Consider the following 18,588-nt stretch of genomic DNA (forward strand, 5'->3'; position numbering starts at 1 on the left):
TTTTTTAAGTTAATATTAAGTACAATTCAGTAAAGCATCTATTTTCAAACATCAAAAATAAAATAACATTCACGCATAGTTTACATTAGAAGTCGTTCTTTGTACAAAACTGATAGCTAATGAAATCAATATCAACCCGTTTATGAAAAGAGAGGTGGAAATCGTTATCATTTCTGATCTGCACCTTGGGACTTATGGCTGCAAAGCTAAGGAACTGTTGCATTACCTCAATTCCATTCAGCCTAAAACACTGATCCTGAACGGCGATATCATCGATATCTGGCAGTTTAAGAAATCCTATTTTCCTAAATCACATCTGAAGGTTGTCAAGAAATTGATTTCATTTGCCACCAAAGAGTCAGAAGTATTTTACATTACGGGCAATCACGACGAGGCGTTCCGGAATTTTACAGATTTCGAACTGGGAAAACTCAAGCTTTGCAACAAGCACGTTTTGAAATTGGGAGATAAGAAGGCGTGGATCTTTCACGGAGATGCTTTTGATGCCTCTGTTCAGCATTCTAAATGGATTGCGAAGCTTGGTGGGAAAGGTTATGATTTACTTATAGCAATTAATAATTTGGTGAATTGGTTTCTGGAAAAGATCGGAAAAGAGAAATATTCTTTTTCTAAAAAAATCAAAAATAATGTCAAAAAAGCTGTAAAATACATTGGTGATTTTGAACTTACAGCTTCCGAACTGGCTATCGAAAATCATTTTGATTATGTGATCTGCGGACATATCCATCAGCCACAAATCAAGGAAGTGACTAACAAAAAAGGGAAATGTGTGTACATGAATTCTGGCGACTGGGTCGAAAACCTTACGGCTTTGGAATATAATGGCGGCGAGTGGAAACTGTTTGTTTATGAGGATGAGAAACACACTTTAAAAAATGAAGAACCAGATGAGTTTAAGAAAATAGACAGCAAAGATTTAATGAAAATAGTGACTCAACTTGCGTAAATAATTTTACAGCAAATGCAAAAAAAAATACTTAAGCGACTTTATGCTAAATTGAAAAAAAAGAGTAACCGATGAAAATATTATATGCCTTCCAAGGTACAGGGAACGGACATCTTGCCAGAGCTCAGGAAATTATCCCGATTCTAAAGAAGCACGCCTTGGTAGATACGCTGATCAGTGGTCATCAGACCCAATTGAAGTCGGATTTCGACATTGATTTCCGATTTAAAGGCATCTCCCTGTTATATAATAAAACTGGGGGACTTTCTTATAAAAAAACATTGTTTCACAACAATTTTTGCAAGGCTGCAAAAGTTATTAAAGATATGGATCTGACCGCTTACGATTTAATTATTAATGATTTTGAACCACTGACGGGATGGACGGCTAAACTTAAAAATCTGCCGATCATAGAACTGAGCCACCAGGCATCATTAACGTTCAAAGAAACCCCAAAGCCCGATAAGAAAGATTGGTTGGGAGATTTTATTCTGAAACATTATGTGCCATGTGATAAAAAAATCGGGTTCCACTTCGATAACTATAACCCAAGCATTAAAAAACCGGTTATCAGGAAAAATATCAGAAAACTGAATCCGGATAAAAAAGGGCATTATCTGGTTTATCTGCCGAGTTTTTCTGATGAGGTTATAACAAATATGCTAACAAGGATTGACGTGGAGTGGAAGGTTTTTTCCAAATACGCCAGACAGATTCAGAAATTCAGGAATGTGGAAATCTTTCCTATTGACGAATTAAAATACCTTGAACTGTTCGAATCCTGCGAGGGAATTCTCTGCAATGCTGGTTTTGAAACACCCGCCGAAGCTCTGTTTATGAATAAGAAACTATTCGTGATTCCCATAGAAAACCAATATGAGCAGGAATGTAATGCTTTTGCCCTTCATAAAATGGGTGTTTCAAGTTCCGAAAGACTTGATCCATCCAAAATCCGGGAATGGATTAACTCTGAACAATTAATCGAAGTGGATTATCCGGATAATATTGAGAGTATCCTGACAAAAGAGGTGTTGTATTGAATTCGTAATTACTTCAAATTTTGGTCAAATTCATCAATAAAATTATGAGCCTTTATTTCCGCCAAATCTACTCACATTCAGCAACAGAGAAAGCATGAAATAACGTCTCAGGACAAGATCTTCCCGATCTTCAATATAATTGTCACCAATGTTACGGATAGCATTCTGACGCTGGTTGAGCACATCATTAATACTAAATTTGAGAGTCATCTGCTTTTTGTAAAATTGATAGTTAGCGCCTGTATTCCAAAAATAGGAAGTACGATTAAAGCCAGCTGATATGTTATTATTTTTGGCGATGCTGATTTCATTAATAAAATAAAGGGAAGATTTCATAAAATAATTAGTCATACCAAAAGAAAAGTTTTGCTGTGCAGCACGGGTTTTATCAATACGATAATTCTCAAAGTTTGAGATATTATAATTGATTCCTAATGAACTGTTTATGTCCATAATTTCTTTTAAAACCAGCTTCAGTGTTATTTTCGGGGCGATGTTATATACTGAGTTTTTATATTCTGTTCCATTAATAAAACCCTTTCTTTGGGCATAACTCGAGTAAAACGAAGGAGAGATTCGAAAATCATTGCCACGCCATTTCCAACTTTTGGTAAAACGGCTGTCCAAACTTAAAACTTTATTGCCGCTGATGTTTGCATAAGTACGGAACTGCCTTCCGGCATCATCATAATAAGAATAATCCGAAACGTCATTATCGGTATAGTCAAATTTAATTTTTGCTGAATATGTGATGTTTTTCGGGATATTTCTGTTTAGAAAATATAAGGAACTCGTGTTTTTCCAGGTGCTTTCCAAATCGGGATTTCCCTGGATGGTCACCAGTGGGTTTGAAATATCTGTGAATGGATTGAGCGACATCATTGACGGTGCATTAAAACTACTCATATTCGAAAGTTCTACTGATTTGGTTCTGGAAAATCTATAAATAAATTTGGTGTTGTAACTGGGAAAAACAAAGTTTCTACGAAAACTTTTATCTTCATTGTTGAAGACAGAATTAAAATCATTATTGTTGATTTCCAGATTTGCGTGAAAGAAAAACCTGAATCTAGTTTTATTCAAATCATAACCAACTGAACTATAAAGCGAGTTGATATTTTGATTGATGAGGTTGGACAACAGTGTGTTATAGCTGGAGTAGTCTTCTGTAGCTAAATTAAAATCATGAACTTGTCTGTCGTTTTTTAAGGATTGTGATATGTAGGTGATTTCCGTTGAAACGATAGCCGAGTCCGAAACCGGTTCGTCATATCTGGCATTAAAATTAAAATCTGTATTTTGATTTTTAGCTACAGTACGCTGATTTCTGTAATCATTATCCAAAGGGGATTGGTTGAAAATGGTATTGGTTAAATTATAATCCGTGCTGCTGTTTCCCGTAATATTTGTACTGACGGATCCGGAAAAAGAGCGTCCCTGTTTCTCGAATTTTTTTGTAACAGCCAGTGATTGAGAGAAGTTGTTATTTATAGATTTTTGATTAATAACACCTGAGCTGGAGTTCAGTAAAATATTATCGCGGTATGTGGATGAGTTATTTTCTGAAGCGCCCTCATTTGTATTGTTATTAAAAGAAGAGTTGAAAATCAGGTTGGTGGATTTGTTAAGCCTAAGTGTAGCATTCGTGTTAAATGAAAATCGTTTAAGATCCCTTTTGCCCGATCGTTCCGTGTTTTTATCCAATTTGTAATCAGGCAAAAAAGTGGTTCTTGCAATTTTGGAGTAGGTTTCGGTATTTCTCTGATAAAAATTAGCATTCAACCTTTCCAGATCAAGGTTGTCAAATTTTTTAGAATAAGTTGCATTTACAATCGTTGTAGTGAAAATGCCAGTACCAGAACTAGTTTTGCCGGACAATCCACTATTGATATTATTAGAACCTGCGGACAATGAAAGCTTGGAATCCTGATTTATTTTTGTAAAAAATAATGCACCGTCATATCTGTTGTTCGAACCATAACCTAGCCTCAGGTTGGTAATTGTTCCAAGTCGGTTTTTTTTATCCATCACAAAGTTTATGGTCAGGCTGTCAGTTATTGGAGTTCTGCCCGTCAATTCTTCTTCCTTGGTTTTGGATGTGGTAACCTGAATTTTCTTGATGATGTTTGCGGGAATGGTTTCTAATTCTATTTTCCCGTTTTTGTCAAACAGAGGTTTTCCGTTGATGTGGATTTTGCTCACAGATTTTCCATTCACGGTTATTTTTCCATCTGCTTCAATTTCTGCACCAGGAATTTCTTTGACTAGATCATCAATTTTGCTGTCTGGCTTCACCTTCATTCTGGAAGCATTGTATTCAACCGTATCTTTTTTGATGATGACAGGTGCCGCATTGATCTGAACCTCTTCAATATTGGTTACAAGATCTTTAATTAGTTTTAAAGTTCCAAGTTCTTCGTTCTGTGATATGTTTTTGAAAATTCTTGAAGTCGGGCGAAATTGACTGCCAGAAATTAGTAGAAATACGGTCTCATTCTGCTTTGGGGTTTTGATGCTGAAGTTTCCGTTTTTGTTTGTACCGGTATAATTGATAATTGAAGAATCCTTTTGTTTCATTAAAGAAACGGTAGCATTTTCCAGAGGATTGTTATTTTCATCGGTTACTTTTCCTTTGATGCTAAACGTTTGGGCGTTTAGTTTTAGAAAAATGAATAATAAAATCAGTAATATTTTTCTAATCATTTGGTTTTTAGTTTTCCTTCAAATCATAAAATTTAACATGTTTTTTTAATAGGATCCAATTTATAAAACTTATAAAATCGAAAACTATTGTGTATTTATGATTTTTTAGATAACTGAGTTCGATTTAAGATTGATGCAAAAATATAATAGGAATGGGCTTTAGCCCATTTTAATGATTCGGAACGGACATTGGCTTTAGCCAAAACATATCATTGATTTTGGCTAAAGCCAATGCTGAACTTCAATCTTTACATCGGGCTAAAGTCCGAAGCTATTAATAAAATGCAATAAATTGATTATCAGTTAATTTGAAAATACCCTACATCGAACTCACGTTAAATAATATCAAAATAAGAAAACCTCCGGGTTTCGGAGGTTTCCATATTTCTTTAGGTGATTAAAATTATGCCTTCAAATACCTTGAGTAAGCATAACCTTCTTCGCCGTCTTTAGTTTTGATTTTCCACCAATCGTCAGAAGATTGTTCTACTAAAGTTACCGCTTCTCCTTTAGCCGCCTTACCCACAACAGCAGCTTCAGTAGAAGGTGCCTGTCTGATGTTCAAATTAGAATCTTCGGTAGCAACTGTAAGAGATGTTCCTGCTTCCAAACCGGAAACCTGAACGTCAATGTTAATATCTGTAGCAGTGTACGAAGTATCAATAGCACCAAGCGCATTCCATACAGCATCTTTTGACGCACTGTTAGAAGCCTTTCCTGTGATGTAAAGAACGCCGTCCTGCTCCTGAACAGAAAGGTCAGAAAGTCCTGCTGACTGAGCTGCAGAAACTACACTAGCATATTTGTCTTGTAAACTCATTTGTGATTATTTAACTGTGATTTTGTTATCGTATTTTCCAATTTTAAGCGCATCCACCGATTCTTTCACTTTTCTTGCGTTTGCAGCAGTTGTAGATCCAGTCAGTGTAAGAGTTCCATTGATATCTTCTGCTTTTACGCCAGGGATATCTTTAAGAGCATCATTCACTTTTTGAAGAACTGCAGCATCTACCACATTCACTTCAACTGGTGCAGCTGTAGGAGCTGGTGTAACTGTCGCCATATCGTGAACATCTTTCACGCCTTGGATTTTTTTCAGAGCATCGATTGCAGCTTGCTTGTCTGCTTCAGTTGCAAAAGTTCCGCTCAGGTGAGCTTGTCCTTCTTTCACTTCCACAGAAGTTCCCGGATAAGCTGTAATCGCAGTTGTAGCTTGTGAGGTAAGTTCAGCGTCAGATACTTTCTTTTTACAAGATACGGCTGTCATTGATACCATCAATGCTAGAGCCGCAATTTTAAATGTTTTTTTCATAGGATAAAAATTAATTTATTTAAGTCGTGATTTATAACTAATAAAATTGATGCCAAACAAAGGGTAGGACCATCGTATTTTGATTTAAATTTCGTCTTTAGTAAATTTAAAAACTTTTTTAATGCAAAGATGCACATCAGAAATATTTAACAGAACTTTATAAGTTGATGAAAAAGGTGATTTCTGATCTATTTTATTCTGAGAAACTCCTTTGCAAGTTCTATCAATTTTGGGTCACCGGTGTATTTCCCTTTTTCATCAGATAGCTTCACCGTTGGGATCCATTCGTTGTTAATACCTTTCACGCTGATAAGTTTCATTACAATATTCATTGGTTTCAGTCCCACATCATTGGTAAGGTTGGTTCCGATTCCGAAAGAGATTCCTATTTTACCCCTGCAGTAATTCGTGATTTCTTCTACTTTTTCGAGATTCAGTCCATCGGAAAAAATAATGTATTTGAATAGCGGATTGATGCCTTGCTTCGTATAGTGAGCGATTGTTTTGTCTGCAAATTCCAGCGGATCGCCGCTGTCGTGACGTACCCCATCAAACAACTTTGCGAACTTTTTATCAAACTGCTGGAAGAAAACATCTGTGGTGTAAGTATCGGACAAAGCCACGCCTAGATCGCCGCGGTAAACATTGACCCAATTTTCTAGTGCGATAGAATTCGCCATTTTAAAACCAAATTCCGCAGCGTGAAACATAAACCATTCGTGAGCGTGTGTTCCGATAGGTTTTACGTTATACATCATAGCCAGGTGTACGTTGGAAGTTCCGGTAAAAGTCGATTTTTTATCCTGAATCAAAGCATCCATCACCAATCTGTGGACTTTGTAAGAATGTCTTCTTCTGGTTCCAAATTCGGCAAATGGCACGCCAAGCTCTGTGAGATAGATGGCTTTTTCTACAGTCTTATTAATGACTTCTTCGTTGGTTTGTCGCTCCATATGATTCATTTCATAGTGAAGTTCACTAATGAGAGCAAGAAGAGGAACTTCCCAAAGAATTGTTCTGTACCAGAGGCCTTCTACTGATACTTTCAGGTCATTTCCGATTTGTTCTATTTTTACTTCCGATGGGTCATAATGAAAACCTTCCAGAAAATCCAGATAGGGTAGCGCTAGATATGGACAGGTGACTTTCAGATATTTTTTTTCGTCTTTGGTCAATTTTAATTCTGCCATTGCATTGACAGCCTTTCGGAGTTCATCAGCAAAACCTTGCGGGAATTCATGTTTCCCACGGTTGATGAATTCATATTTTACAATCTCGTTTGTGAATAATTTCACAACTGCATTTTGCATTGTAATTTTATAGAAATCATTATCTAGAATAGATTTGAGCCTTACCTCGTGCATAAAAATATCGTTTACACAAATCTAATGAATTTTGTTGACGAGATTTAGAATTGCTGAGAAATTTATCAAAAAGACAATTTCTTCTTTGAGTTGCTTTATATTTCGAAGGCACAAGGTTTTTAACTTCGTTAAATTGAGCAATCTTTGAGCCTTATAAGCACGTAGATAGAAATCATACCTTGCGATTTTGTGTTTTGCTTTGGGGATTCCAAAAGTAATTTTCAATTACAATCCTTACTTTTGTCAAAATTTTTTGAAATGATAAAATCGCTGATGTATTTCGCAGTTGGAACCCTGATTAGTTTTTTTCTTAGACGTCTCACGGGCGACCCTGCGGATTTCTGGGCGGAGCTCTACGTAGCTTCCGCTTTCGGAATCGGTTGGGGATTGGCTTATTTTGTAGACCATCCGGAATGGCCGCTTCATAAGAAAATGGGAATTTCCTTAATTGGAATTGTATTCCTGGTGGCCATCGGACTGATATTTTTCAATTTCGAAACTGCAGTTCCTTCTATTATAAAGTTTTCTACAGTTTTCGTCGCTTATTATATGATTGCAAGTTTCCGAGAAAGTAAATCTTTGAGATATTAATTGGCTTCTGGCAGAGGGCTTTCAGTGATTTGTTTATTAGACAATATTTAATTTAAAAAAGTCTGGTTTTTTAAGAAAATTGGCTTTTTGTTTTAATGGATCATCAGAAAACTGATGATGCCCAAGCCTACAACCAAAAATAAAAAGGCAAAGAAATTAATCATAAACAGAATGCTTCCAATGATAAAACTGGTTACTCCGTGGGTATGATAAACCTTATGGTGCGCTATGAAGAAATATATAATACTATAGAAGAACAAGACATTCATCACTATGTAAATAATAATACTGATTAACGAATGTGTTACATCTGCCAATTTATCCAAAAAAGAAAATGCTAAGATTGTCAGTAACAGAAAACTGAAATAATGGAGCGTAAAAATACCGTGATCAAAATACCACCACTTTTTTTTATCGTGGAAAATCCATAGGAAAAATGCAAAAATCGGAAGGTAAATAAACAATGCTTTCGGCAGATTATGAAACGATACTTCGCCCAGTTTTTTTAAGATTTCACCTTTTGCAACACCTTGTTCTTTTAGTTCGAAAAATTTATGAGCAATCGGAACATTGATAAAATCATAGAAAGATGGGTTTTTAGCTTTTGCTGAATCGAATGACTTCCGGCTCGTATAACCGTTGTATTTAAAATTGTCATCCAATTTTTTACTCATATCGAAATCATTCTGAAGGCTATTTAATTTGATAGAATCTTTCAGCAAAGCATTAACTTTAGAAATGGTTACAGAGTCTTTCCCATTTATGTTTTCCCTTTTTCTGATGCTGTCCAATTGTTTGGAAGTTTCGGTTAATCTGTGTAGCGCTATTTTCTTTTCTTTGCCATCCACGATTTTTCCTTCGAAATTAAAACTGAAAGGAGGAAAAACTGCGAATAAAAAGAACGTAATAAAACTGGTAAAGATATACAGCTTAACAGGAGGGACAAATTTTTGTCTTTTACCTTCAAGGTAAGTATTTGTTAATTTTCCTGGTTTGAACACTAGATTCTTCAACGTTCCCCAGAACTGTCCATCATAGTGGGTAAAATCTTCAATAAAATGAGTGAAAAGATAGTGGAACTGCTGTCTTGTCTTGATATTCTGTTGTCCGCAGTTGGGACAGTATTTTTCTTCAACGATATGTCCGCAGTTCAGGCAGTCTTTTTCTTCTCTCAGTTTTCCGTGGCTCATTTTCCAAGATTTTTTTCAAAAATATAAAAATCATCAATGATAAATAACGTTTATTTTGATAATTTCAAAAAGTATTCGCATATTTAATACTTAGCTAACGTATTAATTTTTAGAAAATTAAAATATTTTTCTGAGCATAATTTTTCATAAGAAAAAAAATTCCTACCTTTGCACACCCTTTGAGGGAAAATTATGTTTAATCGTAAACGATAAATTGTGAATACATTAAGTTACAAAACAGTATCAGCAAACAAAGCTACCGCTAATAAAGAATGGGTTGTGGTAGACGCTGCTGAGCAACCGTTGGGAAGACTAGCTTCTACCGTTGCAAAGATTTTGAGAGGTAAGCACAAAACGAATTACACACCGCACGTAGATTGTGGAGACAACGTAATCGTTTTGAATGCAGGGAAAGTAACACTTTCCGGAAACAAGTGGGCAGACAAAACTTACATTTGGCACACTGGATATCCAGGTGGTCAGAAGTCTATGACTGCTGAAGAGCTTAGAAAAAAAGATGCACTAAAAGTGTTGGAAAAGTCTGTAAAAGGTATGTTGCCAAAAAACAGATTGGGTTCCGCTCTTTTCAAGAACCTTTATTTATATGAAGGGACTGAGCATAAACACGAAGCTCAACAGCCAAAAGTAATCAATGTTAACGAATTCAAATAATTGAGTATGTCTATAGTACACAAAATCGGAAGAAGAAAAACTTCTGTTGCAAGAGTTTACGTGAAGCCAGGAACTGGTAATATCACGATAAACGGGAAAGATGCTAAAACTTACTTCTGTACGGATGTTTTAGTTTATAAAGTAAATCAGCCATTTTTGTTGACAGAGACTGTAGGTCAGTATGATGTTACAGTAAATGTTTTTGGTGGAGGTATCACTGGTCAAGCAGAAGCAGTAAGACTTGGTGTTTCCAGAGCACTTTGTGAGATCAACGAAGAGTTCAGATTACTTCTTAAGCCACACGGATTGCTTACAAGAGATGCAAGAATGGTGGAAAGAAAGAAACCAGGACAGAAAAAAGCAAGAAAGAGATTCCAGTTCTCAAAACGTTAAGAAATCATTGGGCTATTGGCTTATGGCACATAGCGTTGATGAACTTTTTAAAAATTTATTTTTTAATCAAAAGCTGGAAAGCGAATTGCCAAAAGCAAGAAGCCCACAGCCACTTTGCCCGTTACGTTTAGCATCCAAACTTTACTCCCATCTAAAGTAAAGTTGATTGCAGAAAAGCGGAAAGTAAACTAACAAAAAACAAGAAAACATGGCAAAAGCAAATGTAAAAGACCTTTTAGAGGCTGGCGTACACTTCGGTCACATGACTCGTAAGTGGAATCCAAATATGGCTCCATACATTTTCATGGAGAAAAACGGTATTCACATCGTAGATTTACATAAAACAGCAGTGAAATTGGACGAGGCTTGTACAGCTTTAGAAAAATTAACTTCTGCAGGTAAAAAAGTTCTTTTCGTAGCTACTAAAAAGCAAGCGAAAGAAGTAGTAGCAAAACACGCTTCAGAACTTAACATGCCTTACATCACAGAAAGATGGCCAGGTGGAATGCTAACTAACTTCGTGACTATCAGAAAAGCGGTTAAAAAAATGAACGCTATCGATAAAATGAAGAAAGACGGTACATTCGAAACACTATCCAAAAAAGAAAGATTACAAGTAGATCGTCAAAGAGCAAATCTTGAGAAAAACTTAGGATCTATTGCGGATATGGTGAGACTTCCTTCAGCTATTTTTGTAGTGGACATTATGAGAGAGCACATCGCAGTTACAGAAGCAAAAAAATTGGGTATCCCAGTTTTCGGTATCGTAGATACTAACTCAGATCCAAGAAAAGTGGATTTCGTAATCCCAGGAAATGATGATGCTTCTAAATCTATCGATATGATCCTTTCTGTTGTAGCAGACGCTGTAAAAGAGGGTCAGTCTCAGAGAAAAGCAGAAAAAGAAAAGTCTAAAGAAGAAGGTGAAAAAGTTTCTGCTGATGCAGATTCTGATTTCGATGCAGAATAATTAGAATTTTTTCTATAATAAAAAAGCGGTTCATCATTTGAATCGCTTTTTTTTGTATATTATTTTGGACGCCTATTTCCGCCTTCCGTTCCCGCTATCCGCCTTCAGCGGATGAGCTCCACTCAAGTCGGGCTGCGAATTCAACTGACAACAACCTTTTCCAATCAATAGAAACAAAAAACCCTTTCAGAGCTCGATACTCTAAAAGGGTTGAAATATTATTATCAAAGGAATCAAGCCGCAAAAAGCCAATCACCAGCAACCAAATGCTACCCTTTGAATTCTCCCATTGCGATAAATTTATCTTGTCTCTCTGCAACCAGTTTCTCAACCGACATTTTAGATAATGTTTTGATGTCTTTTAGAAGCACTTTCTTCACGTTGTCAAAAGTGGCTGCGTTGTCATAATGAGCGCCTCCAAGTGGTTCTGGGATGATGTCATCAATCAACTTCTGCTTCAACATATCATCAGCGGTAAGTTTCATTGTTGTTGCTGCAGTTTCTTTGTACTCCCAGCTTCTCCAAAGTATTGCAGAACAGTTTTCTGGAGAAATCACAGAATACCAAGTATTTTCCAGCATATAAACTTTGTTTCCTACACCAATTCCTAAAGCCCCTCCACTTGCACCTTCACCAATGATGATTGTGATAATTGGAGTTTTCAATTGGCACATTTCAAAGATATTTCTGGCAATAGCTTCACCTTGTCCGCGTTCTTCTGCTTCGAGACCAGGATAAGCACCAGGTGTATCCACAAAAGTTACCACAGGAATATTGAATTTCTCTGCCAATTTCATCAATCTAAGAGCCTTTCTGTAACCTTCTGGGTTAGACATCCCGAAACGTCTGTGTTGTCGTTCTTTAGTTGTTCTACCTTTCTGAGTTCCGATGAGCATTACGGTATTTCCGCTGATGCTGGCAATTCCACCAATCATTGCAGGGTCATCCCCGAAATTTCTATCACCGTGCAATTCTACAAAACTCCCCGCATCAGCCAAACCGTTGATGTAGTCCAATGTGTAAGGTCTGTCCGGATGTCTGGAAAGCTGTACTCTTTGCCACGGCGTTAGGTTACCGTATATTTTCTTTTTGGTATCTTCTATTTTATCTTTTATTTTTTTACAAGATTCATCTACATTGATTCCGCTTTCAGTGCCTAATTGAACGCATTTTTCGTATTGTTCAATTAGTTCTTTTACAGGTTGTTCAAATTCTAAATATTCCATATTATGTTTGGATTAAACCGTTCAAAAATAATCTTTTTTTTACAAATAGATTTTGAATCCGATAATTAATTTGTCCTAATCGCTTTTTCGATTCGTGCTACCGTTTCTTCTTTGCCAATGATATTCATAATATCAGGAACATCGGGACCTTTCAGTTCTCCAACCAAAGCGAGACGAAGAGGCATCATTAGTTTTCCCATCCCGATAGAATGTTCTTCTGCAAAATGATGAATCGCTTCTTTCAAAGTTTCTGAATCAAATTCCGACGTTTCTAATTGGGTTAAGAAATCTTTCAAAATTGCAGAAGTGGTTTCGTTCCAGGCTTTTTTGGTTGCTTTTTCATCGTAAGAAGTTGGAGCTTCGAAGAAGAATTTTCCATCATTGTAAATATCAACCACAAAAGTTGCTCTTTCTTTCATCAATGAAATGATTTTCAATAATTTGTCATCAGAAAGATTCAAAGCATGAACTTCATCAATTTCTTTCAGTAAAACCAAAACCTCTTCATCAGATTTCAACTTCAAATATTCCTGATTAAACCATTTAGCTTTCTGTGGATCGAATCTTGCGCCGGCTTTATGAACTTTGTGAAGATCGAACTCGGCAATCATTTCGTCCATTGAAATAATCTCTCTATCGTTTGAGGGTGTCCAACCTAACAAAGCTGTCATATTGATAAAAGCTTCAGGGAAATAGCCAGATTCTTTATAACCTTTCCAAATTTCATCACTTTCCGGATCTTTGAAATCCATAGGAAAAACTGGGAATCCGAATTTTGCGCCGTCTCTTTTGCTTAATTTTCCTTTACCTTCAGGTTTTAGAATTAAAGACAAATGAGCAAATTCCGGTGCTTCCCAATTCATTGCTTCATATAATAAAACGTGCAAAGGCATAGATGGTAACCATTCTTCTCCACGGATAACGTGAGAAATTTTCATTTCAAAATCATCCACAACATTGGCGAAATGATAAGTTGGCATTCCATCATTTTTGATTAGAACTTTATCATCTAGCGTATTGGTATTTACTGAAAAATTTCCTCTGATGATATCTTGAAGATTAAGAGTTCTGTCAATCGGCATTTTGAAACGAACAACATAAGGAACATTTTCATCTAATAATTTCTGAACTTCTTCCGCGGAAAGAGAAATACTGTTTCTTAATTGTTGTCTTGTCTGATGATTGTAGGCAAAAACATCACCTCTAGCTTCGAAGTCTTTTCTGATAGCATCCAATTCTTCAGGCGTATCAAAAGCTAAATAAGCATAATCTGTTTTCAATATTTGCTCTTTGTATCTGTCGTAAATATCTCTTCTTTCAGATTGTCTGTAAGGAGCATAAGGTCCGCCAACTTTTGGGCTTTCGTCAGGAATAATCCCACACCACTCCAAAGAATTCATAATATAATCTTCTGCGCCTTCTACATATCTGGCTGTATCTGTATCCTCGATTCTGAGTACAAATTCGCCACCTTTGTTTTTTGCGAAAAGATAATCATACAATGCAGTTCTAACACCGCCTAAATGTAAAGCTCCCGTTGGACTTGGTGCAAAACGCACTCTTACTTTTGTCATATATAGATATGTAATGTTTTAAAAGGTCATTCCGATTATCGGAATAAGTAATATAATCGCTTATATCCATCTGTAGATCTACAAGTTTATAATGGCGATTTCATATCAAAATTGTGGTGCAAAATTAAGAAATTTCGTTGGTTTGCCTTTTATAATTTGGTTAATCTTACACGAAATAGTATTTTTGACGATTAAAATTATGACTATGTTAGAAATTGGTGAAAGACCTTGGGGAAATACTATGTTTTGGCAGATGAGCCAAACTATAAATTAAAAAGAATTGAAGTCAATCCTGGTCAAAAATTATCTTATCAATATCATCATAAAAGACAGGAGCAATGGACCATTATCGAAGGTAATGCAACGATTGTTGTGGATGGTGAAGAAATTTCTTTAGCTTACGGTCAAAGTGTTTTTATCCCACTTGGTGCAAAGCACAGAATAATGAATCTTACGGATAAACCTGTTGTTTTTATAGAAGTTCAGACAGGGACTTATTTTGGTGAAGAGGATATTGTGAGATTGGAGGATGAGTATGATAGAAGTTAAAAAAAAATTAAACATAAAACAAAAAAGGGAATAGCGATATTCCCTTTTTATTTAAATTAAACTTTTGAGATAAAGTTTAATTTTTTTTGTAAAAGATAAATCTAAGAATAATTTCTTTTGAGGGTGTTTTTGTTTGAAATTTTCAATAAAATCCTGGATATTATTTGCTTCAATAAGCCAGTTTTCCCCAGAATGACCCAGGAAGTGGGTGGAAATCAACCTAATTCTCAAAATTATTTTTGTCTAAATCCATCCATTTTTTATAGAATTCCTGCACGTCAAAGTCATTTTTATGTCCCCAGTTTTTGATTTTTTCTTCAATCTCAGTAGGATTTCTTGCCCAAGATTGATGAATCATAAAATAGTATAGTTGTATAGTTCTGCCAACGTGAGGTTTTCTTGCTTTTTCATAAACAGGATTATTAGTAATCAAGAAGCACGTCTCATTGAATGGCTTGGCTGTATTACATAATAGCCGTCTTTGTTATTTTTGAAAAGTACAATTAAATTCACTAGAAAATTAATTGGTGTTTTCTTCGGATTTTTAGTAAGGAATCGGTTTTTTCTTAGAAACTTTGCCATTGTCCCAAAATCATAAGCATATTCATCACTATCAATTTGGATATGCCAACCGCCATTTCCCATTTTTTCTGCCATCATATTCCGCTGTCTTGTTTCCAATTCCATAGGCTCACGGTTGGGAATATAAAATTGATCTTTGTAAAAAGCGATTTTATTATGAATATCAATTGCTTTGATTTCAGTAAAAAAACTTTCTGGAATTAAAATGTCATTTCCTGCCCAAGTTTTATTATCAGCATCATAACTGATTATAATGCTATCCACATGATTGTAAATTAATTTTAATGAATTGAAGATATATGCGTAATCATAAGAAATAAGATATCCAGCTTTGATAACATTTTTTTTGTCTGTCATAATTTTACTACTTTCGTTTTCTTAATAAAATAGCTTGACAAAATAATAAATTAAAAATGGGAATTAAAAGATTTTTAAAAAAAAGAATTAAAGATCGTAGTTTTATCAGAAATAAGAGAAAACTAAAGATTAACCATTTTGATCTTGATTTTTTTAAAAGCTATAATTTCGATTTTAGTAATTCCAATGTAAATCCGAAGGTTTCTATTATTATACCTGTTTATAATCAAATCAGATATACGCTCAATTGTCTCTACACTATTTCACAATTTGACAAGGAAGTTTCAAAGGAAATTATTATCATCAATGATAACAGTACTGATGATACTTTGGACTATTTAAATAAGATAGCTGGAATTACTGTTATAAATAATTCTGAAAACCTAGGTTTTTTAAGAAATATAAATAAAGGGATAGAGGTAGCCAAAGGAAAATATGTTTATCTTCTAAACAATGATGTAGAAGTTCAGGAAAACTATTTATCGAGTTTACTGGAGGTTTTTGAAACTAAAGAAAGTGTGGGTGCAGTTGGCTCCAAGATGGTTTTTGCAGACAATACTTTGCAGGAAGCAGGTTGTCTTATTTTTAAAGATTCTGAGATTGTTAATTTGGGAAGATGTTATGCCATAGATGCTCCAAAGTATAATTATCTTCGAAAAGTAGATTACTGCTCTGGATGTAGTTTATTATTCAAAAGAGAAGATATTGATGGAAAACTAAATCTCTTGGATGAAGCATTTTTACCGGCATATTATGAGGAAACCGATCTTTGTCAAAGATTAAAATACGAACAGAAACTGGATATTTACTATCAGCCAAAGTCGGAAATTATTCATTTTGAAAATATCTCTTATACGGGAAAAGATAGTAACAAAGAGCGTTTGTTACAGAAAAACAGAGAGACTTTTATAAGTAGATGGGATCAGTATTTTACTAATGAAAGATTTTTGGAAGATGGTAAAAGGACTAACTTCAATGCACATTACAAAAAACCAAATATTCTTATTTTAGAGGAAAACATGCCAAAACCGGATAAAGATTCTGGTTCGAGAAGGCTTTTTGAAATGATTAAGATTCTACAGAAAAATGATCATAAAATAATTTTAGCTGTAAAACAATTCGAAGAAACTGGTGATGATGTGTATATAGACTTTTTCAGAGGTATTGGTATCGAAGTATGTAAAGACTATGTAAATACGAAGGATAAAATTGTAACAGTTTCAGATCAGGTGACAGAAGCTCTTCATTATGTAGATATTGTCTGGATTTTCAGACCATTAGGATTTGATTATTGGTATAAGCAGATTAAAAATAAAATTTCTGGCAAAAAGATTATCTACGATATGGTAGATCTTCACTACCTGAGAATGGAACGGGAAAATAATTATTTGGAAGTTACGAAAAGTAGAAAAAAGGAGATGAAGTCTTTTAAAGACAAAGAGTATTTTGGGATGCAGAATGCAGATGCAGTAGTATCCATCAGTGATGAAGAAAAAAATATCGTCTCTAAGCAAGGAATTAATAGAGATAAAATATTTACTGTTAGTAATATACATAAACCTGTGACACTTCAAAATGCTGATTTCTCAAAGCGTGACGGTTTGCTTTTTATAGGCGGCTATTATCACATGCCGAATCTGGATGCCGTAAAATTTCTATTTGAAGAGATTATGCCACTGGTTTGGGAAAAAAATAGTTCTATTAAAGTTTTCATTTTAGGCTCTAATTTTCCGGAAGATCTCAAAGAGCAATATCATTCTGATAATTTTCAAATTTTGGGTTATCAGGAATCGGTAGATGATTGGTTTGAAAATTCCAAAATATTTGTTGCACCATTGAGATACGGAGCCGGCGTGAAGGGAAAAATAGGGCAGGCGCTGGAGTTCGGTTTGCCGGTTGTCACGACAACGATTGGTGCTGAGGGAATGGGTCTGGAAGATAAAATTACTGCTTCCATTAGTAGTGATAGCCCAAAAGATTTTGCTGAAAAAATATTAGAATTGTACAGCAATGAAAATTTATGGCAGACTTTACATTCCAATAGTGCTTTGCCACTTTCAAAATTTTCCATTGAGTCACAGGAAAATAATATTAAAAAACTTTTTAGCTATCTGGGATTTTAAGCTTCTGTAATCTGTTTGATCCAATTGGTGAAGCCATATTTTTTTACAATTTCTTCAGAAAGTTCTCGATAGGGTGTGTTGAGAAAGCTGTCTATTTGATCAAAATTTTCGTCTAAAACAAAGATATTGTCTGGATGGTAAAAGTCATAATCTTTTACTGTTTGATTATCTGTAATCACTTTTTTCTTGTAATAGATTGCTTCGAAAAAACGGATAGAAAGCCCATTATGTACTGGATCTACAAAATCTAATAAAACATCTGCTTTTTCTACGTTTCTAAGGTTTTCCAAAAAAGTAATCCTTTCCTTTATATATTTTATTTTTGGGTTCTTGATTTCTGATTTGTTATTATATTGAATAAAAATGGACAGTTCAACTTCCATTTTTAATACTTCGGATATGAATCGGTCAATCTTTTTCTCTCTATTTTCCCAATATAATCCTACAAAGTAAAACTCGGGTTTTTGAGCATTATAATCTTTGTAAACCGGCGGAATGCAATCAAAATAAAAGTTAGTAATTGGTTTTATATTGTTTTTTTCGTCCGCAGAATCAAAACAGAAAAATGTGTCAAAAAGATGAAAATATTTTTTCACTTCAGGGAATTTTTCGATCCCATCCCATTGGTAAGCAATTAGTTTTTTGGTTTTCTTTTTTAACTCCTGAATCACAGGAATAGGAAATGCATCCGGACGAATTACCAAAACATAATCTAACATATCAAGCTGCGAAATCTTTTTATAATATTCTCTAAGCTTATGTTCCTCAATCAGCTTCTTTTTATATTCTCTATCTTTTAAAAAAAATTTCCTGGAAAAATTGATGATCTTTTCAATGCCCTTATACTTGAATTTTGATGGATTGTCTGTAATCACAAATGGCAAAAAACCTACCTTATTCAGATTATCCATAAATAAATTAGGAAAGTCTGAATAATCTGGCATCATTAGAAGAAAAGTTTTATGGTTTCCCATC

Annotated in this window: 17 protein-coding genes and 1 pseudogene; 8 read left to right on the top strand and 10 right to left on the bottom strand. The window is 34.9% G+C overall.

The genetic code is table 11. The annotated features are described in order from the left end of the window. The first annotated feature begins 142 nt into the window (after positions 1-142). Together EGH73_RS08695 and EGH73_RS08700 are read left to right on the top strand one after the other, a co-directional pair. Positions 143-967: a UDP-2,3-diacylglucosamine diphosphatase gene (locus EGH73_RS08695; protein ID WP_123281498.1), complete on the top strand. Its 825-nt coding sequence runs from the start codon at positions 143-145 to the stop codon at positions 965-967. Between the two features lie 71 nt (positions 968-1,038). Next, positions 1,039-2,007, top strand: a complete 969-nt coding sequence (locus EGH73_RS08700) for a glycosyltransferase family protein (RefSeq protein ID WP_123281499.1) — start codon at positions 1,039-1,041, stop codon at positions 2,005-2,007. A 42-nt stretch (positions 2,008-2,049) separates the two neighbouring features. On the opposite strand, the gene EGH73_RS08705 is transcribed toward EGH73_RS08700, so the two are convergent. The 4 genes from EGH73_RS08705 to pncB all read right to left on the bottom strand — a co-directional run bounded on the left by EGH73_RS08705 (position 2,050) and on the right by pncB (position 7,386). Then, positions 2,050-4,710: a TonB-dependent receptor gene (locus tag EGH73_RS08705; protein ID WP_123281500.1), complete on the bottom strand. Its 2,661-nt coding sequence runs from the start codon at positions 4,708-4,710 to the stop codon at positions 2,050-2,052. Positions 4,711-5,113: 403 nt separating this feature from the next. After that, positions 5,114-5,530 (bottom strand): SH3 domain-containing protein, encoded by a 417-nt coding sequence (locus EGH73_RS08710; RefSeq protein WP_089768891.1) that lies wholly within the window; start codon positions 5,528-5,530, stop codon positions 5,114-5,116. Positions 5,531-5,536: 6 nt separating this feature from the next. Next, on the bottom strand, positions 5,537-6,022 hold the full coding sequence (locus tag EGH73_RS08715; RefSeq protein ID WP_089768890.1) for a BON domain-containing protein: 486 nt from the start codon (positions 6,020-6,022) through the stop codon (positions 5,537-5,539). Between the two features lie 188 nt (positions 6,023-6,210). Then, the gene (gene pncB, locus EGH73_RS08720; protein ID WP_123281501.1) at positions 6,211-7,386 is read right to left on the bottom strand and encodes a nicotinate phosphoribosyltransferase; all 1,176 of its coding nucleotides are present in this window, start codon (positions 7,384-7,386) and stop codon (positions 6,211-6,213) included. Positions 7,387-7,644: 258 nt separating this feature from the next. On the opposite strand from pncB, the gene EGH73_RS08725 reads away from it, so the two are divergent. Then, complete coding sequence (locus tag EGH73_RS08725) at positions 7,645-7,977, top strand: hypothetical protein (RefSeq protein ID WP_089768886.1); 333 nt, start codon at positions 7,645-7,647, stop codon at positions 7,975-7,977. 92 nt (positions 7,978-8,069) lie between these two features. Here EGH73_RS08725 and EGH73_RS08730 read toward each other — a convergent pair whose 3' ends face one another. Further along, entirely contained in the window at positions 8,070-9,167 is a 1,098-nt protein-coding gene (locus EGH73_RS08730) for a DUF3667 domain-containing protein (protein ID WP_123281502.1), read from the bottom strand. Between the two features lie 216 nt (positions 9,168-9,383). Here EGH73_RS08730 and rplM point away from each other — a divergent pair, with 216 nt between their 5' ends. The 3 genes from rplM to rpsB all read left to right on the top strand — a co-directional run bounded on the left by rplM (position 9,384) and on the right by rpsB (position 11,202). Next, positions 9,384-9,839, top strand: a complete 456-nt coding sequence (gene rplM, locus EGH73_RS08735; protein ID WP_089768885.1) for a 50S ribosomal protein L13 — start codon at positions 9,384-9,386, stop codon at positions 9,837-9,839. A gap of 6 nt (positions 9,840-9,845) precedes the next feature. Further along, the gene (rpsI, locus tag EGH73_RS08740) at positions 9,846-10,232 is read left to right on the top strand and encodes a 30S ribosomal protein S9 (protein ID WP_089768883.1); all 387 of its coding nucleotides are present in this window, start codon (positions 9,846-9,848) and stop codon (positions 10,230-10,232) included. Between the two features lie 208 nt (positions 10,233-10,440). Beyond that, complete coding sequence (gene rpsB, locus EGH73_RS08745; protein ID WP_089768881.1) at positions 10,441-11,202, top strand: 30S ribosomal protein S2; 762 nt, start codon at positions 10,441-10,443, stop codon at positions 11,200-11,202. 269 nt (positions 11,203-11,471) lie between these two features. On the opposite strand, the gene EGH73_RS08750 is transcribed toward rpsB, so the two are convergent. Further along, on the bottom strand, positions 11,472-12,428 hold the full coding sequence (locus EGH73_RS08750) for an acetyl-CoA carboxylase carboxyltransferase subunit alpha (protein WP_123281503.1): 957 nt from the start codon (positions 12,426-12,428) through the stop codon (positions 11,472-11,474). Positions 12,429-12,493: 65 nt separating this feature from the next. Further along, entirely contained in the window at positions 12,494-14,002 is a 1,509-nt protein-coding gene (gltX, locus tag EGH73_RS08755) for a glutamate--tRNA ligase (protein WP_123281504.1), read from the bottom strand. 205 nt (positions 14,003-14,207) lie between these two features. Between gltX and EGH73_RS08760 the strand changes: the two are divergent. After that, a pseudogene (locus EGH73_RS08760) lies at positions 14,208-14,551 on the top strand (phosphomannose isomerase type II C-terminal cupin domain). 220 nt (positions 14,552-14,771) lie between these two features. Here EGH73_RS08760 and EGH73_RS08765 read toward each other — a convergent pair. Beyond that, on the bottom strand, positions 14,772-14,984 hold the full coding sequence (locus tag EGH73_RS08765; RefSeq protein ID WP_123281506.1) for a hypothetical protein: 213 nt from the start codon (positions 14,982-14,984) through the stop codon (positions 14,772-14,774). Continuing rightward, on the bottom strand, positions 14,981-15,490 hold the full coding sequence (locus EGH73_RS08770) for a hypothetical protein (RefSeq protein ID WP_123281507.1): 510 nt from the start codon (positions 15,488-15,490) through the stop codon (positions 14,981-14,983). The genes EGH73_RS08765 and EGH73_RS08770 overlap by 4 nt, the downstream gene beginning before the upstream one ends. Positions 15,491-15,546: 56 nt before the next feature. Between EGH73_RS08770 and EGH73_RS08775 the strand changes: the two genes are divergently transcribed. Continuing rightward, positions 15,547-17,613 (top strand): glycosyltransferase, encoded by a 2,067-nt coding sequence (locus EGH73_RS08775; protein WP_123281508.1) that lies wholly within the window; start codon positions 15,547-15,549, stop codon positions 17,611-17,613. On the opposite strand, the gene EGH73_RS08780 is transcribed toward EGH73_RS08775, so the two are convergent. Beyond that, positions 17,610-18,587: a hypothetical protein gene (locus tag EGH73_RS08780; RefSeq protein ID WP_123281509.1), complete on the bottom strand. Its 978-nt coding sequence runs from the start codon at positions 18,585-18,587 to the stop codon at positions 17,610-17,612. The two genes, EGH73_RS08775 and EGH73_RS08780, sit on opposite strands and share 4 nt — an antisense overlap. Between the last annotated feature and the right edge of the window lies 1 nt (position 18,588).

The organism is Epilithonimonas hominis (assembly GCF_003730015.1).
GTDB classification, from domain to species: Bacteria; Bacteroidota; Bacteroidia; order Flavobacteriales; family Weeksellaceae; genus Epilithonimonas; species Epilithonimonas hominis.